The sequence below is a fragment of the Paenirhizobium selenitireducens ATCC BAA-1503 genome, assembly GCF_900492185.1.
GTDB classification, from domain to species: domain Bacteria; phylum Pseudomonadota; class Alphaproteobacteria; order Rhizobiales; family Rhizobiaceae; genus Allorhizobium; species Allorhizobium selenitireducens_A.
In genome coordinates, this window is sequence record NZ_UEYP01000041.1 from 1 (window position 1) to 2,652 (window position 2,652).

The window sequence follows — 2,652 nt, forward strand, 5'->3', positions numbered from 1 at the left end:
GCTCAGTAACGCCATGTCGATCACTCCAGAGCCCCCGCTGAAACCTCGCGAGGGATGATTGAAACATGGGTCAAATCTCAGTGATAATTTCCCGCAATCCCGGGTCAGTTCTCAGTGCAAAACAACAAGCTGAGTGGGCAGCGCCTGATGCACCATAACCTCAGCATCACCTTTCGGAGGTTTTGCCCGGCCTGCATCGAAGAGTCTCCACACCACCGCATGTGGTGGGACCTCGCCTGTTTCCAGCGCTGTCCGCTTCACCGCACTGCTCTCGTCAGGAAAAACGCACACGGGAAGCGATACAAATGGTCTTGGCCATTTTTCGCGGTGGATCGATACGGTAATGAATGCGGCCTGTTCGGGGAGCGGAACGTCGATACTGAATCCTTTGAGCACTACATCATGCAGCGGTTGGGCTGGGCGCCACCTATCGCCCGACCATTACTCGATGACCTTCCCCTGGATCGGGTGATCGACCACTCCGCAATCCTCGGACGTGTCGTTTCCAACGGATACTCACGGACGGCGCCGCGCGCGCGCGATCACGACTGGAGTTCCGGATTTTCGCTTCTCAAGGGAGAGATTTCGGGACTGGAGCTAGGTCTCGAGACTTGGTTGTTAAAGAATACCGATCAGGAGCTTCGAAACCAGGGCGACATCGCTTTCGGTTGGATCAGAAGCGGCAGCCGAAACGTTGAGTTTGGCCAATCGATCGACCGCGCCATGAAGATCACCATGCTAAGAAACGGCCGTCTGAAGCGTTCTGCCGCCCGTGGCCTCGAGGCGAAGCGCCGAGAGCAGAGCTTGTTGGAGCTATGTGAGCGTCACGAGCTTCCAAAGCTTGCAATGAAGCACATCATCAGGTCTATCGGCATGCCGCTGGCGCGCGGTCGCATCAGCTACTTTGATATGGATCAGGTCGCTGCAATCGACCGCTTCGTGAAGGACCTGATCTCGCCGCAGGAAGTTGCAGAAATGCTTGGCTGCACACGGCGAGTAGTCAGCGGGCTGATCGAGAAAGGCAGGCTTCGAGGGCTTCCCCTCACCGGCATCGGACAAGGGACTCAAGGACTTGTCCCAAAGGCTGATGTCGAAGCCCTTCTGCGCAAATTCAAAGAATTGCCCATGAGTGGCGAATCCCACTCCGTCTACACGGTCGGAACTTTCTCGCAGCGAGAAGATAGCACCGACCACGATGTCGTGGAACGGGTCCTCAGTGGTGCTCTGACGCTTGCGAACATCGTTCCGGGACGTACTGGAGTGGCGGGATGGCGACTTCATATCCGGCATCTCGCAAAACAGCAGCGCCGTCCGCCACGATGGCACAAGCCGCCTCCCGACTGCATGACTGGAACAGAAGCCGCCGTAATGACCTCCATCCATCCGACCACCCTCTCATACGTGATCAAGCTGGGCTTCATCCGCCACTCCCGAGATAATCCTTTGTGGCTCGATCGCGAGTCCGTGGAAATCTTCCACCGCAAGTACGTGAAGCTCGCGCTGTTTCACCGCGAACTTGGAACTACCGTGCGCAATGTTAAGCCGATCGCGAGAGACCTTGGTGTACCGCTGCTTTTCGATACGCACGGCCCGCGGTATCAGCCGATCGTCGCTCGCGCCGATATCGAACGCCTCGTTGGCAGGCACATGTCGGCATCTCCGGCTGCCCAGGATGTCTGGACAAGATTCAAGCTTGCGTATGAGCAAGGCTATAGTGCCTTCCATATGCCCATGGAGATCGCCACTTGGCCCCAGCAAATCTACCTTGCGAGCAGAAGGAGCGTAAGCATTCGCCGAGGACCGCAGGTTCAGCCTTTCTTTCGCGATCGGCGCTTCCACTTTGCGGCAAGAGCCTCGACGTTTTTGCGTAGATTGGCGGCGTCGACTTCGCCAGGATCGTAGTGTGTGCCGCCCGACCATTCGACAAGTTCGTGGTGACGCTCATGGTTGGTGTCCGCAATGGCTTCGCGGAACTCTTGATAGCCCCATGGACCGCCGACATCCTCAGGTGGACACCGTCCGACAACCTCGAGAAGGAATGGATCGTCGAAGCCGGCCGTCGCTGGAAAGATCTTTTCGATTTTTACGGTGTGCGTCCAACCGTCGCCGAAGTCATAGAGATACTTGAATGATTTCGCGCCGATATCTTCGATGGCAGCAAGAAGCGTTTCCTTGCGTGCATCGATGGGACCATCAAAGCCGTCATCAGGCAAGCCGAACCCGATGTCACGGATCCTGAACTCATACAGATGGCTGTTGGTCCAGCCGAAAGCCTCCTGAAGGACCTCATGAAGCCGGTCAAGCCGAATGCGGAATGGGACGACAACGCGGCGCATCACCAAGGGATCAACGTCATCGAGCGTGATCTTCAAGCGCACGAGAGGACCTGCCATCAGGCCGCCTGCCTCAGTGGCGATGTTGCGGTTTTCCGCCAATTCCAGGGGAGAAGCTCATCGATCCGGCTGGCAGGATGATCGGCGATGCGGGCGAGAACATCAGCAAGCCAGGCCTGTGGGTCAATGCGGTTCATTTTCGCGGTGACTATCAGGCTGTACATGGCTGCCGCCCTTTGTCCCTGTCTCTTATACACATCTCCGAGCCCACGAGACTCGACGTCATCTCGTATGCCGTCTTCTGCTTGAAAAAAAAAAA

At 56.9% G+C, this 2,652-nt stretch carries 2 protein-coding genes; one reads left to right on the forward strand and one right to left on the reverse strand.

Translation table 11 applies throughout. From position 1 onward, the window contains the following. Positions 1-114: 114 nt before the first annotated feature. Positions 115-1,902 carry a helix-turn-helix domain-containing protein gene (locus tag RHIZ70P_RS22600; protein WP_115672808.1) on the forward strand — a complete coding sequence of 596 codons (1,788 nt, stop codon included), beginning with the start codon at positions 115-117 and terminating at the stop codon, positions 1,900-1,902. On the opposite strand, the gene RHIZ70P_RS22605 is transcribed toward RHIZ70P_RS22600, so the two are convergent. Next, complete coding sequence (locus RHIZ70P_RS22605; RefSeq protein ID WP_115672809.1) at positions 1,809-2,393, reverse strand: plasmid pRiA4b ORF-3 family protein; 585 nt, start codon at positions 2,391-2,393, stop codon at positions 1,809-1,811. The genes RHIZ70P_RS22600 and RHIZ70P_RS22605 overlap by 94 nt on opposite strands. Positions 2,394-2,652 lie beyond the last annotated feature (259 nt).

Excerpts from the sequence above, each read along its gene's own strand:
- RHIZ70P_RS22605 (WP_115672809.1), bottom strand. The coding sequence starts at position 2,393 with ATGGCAGGTCCTCTCGTGCGCTTGAAGATCACGCTCGATGACGTTGAT.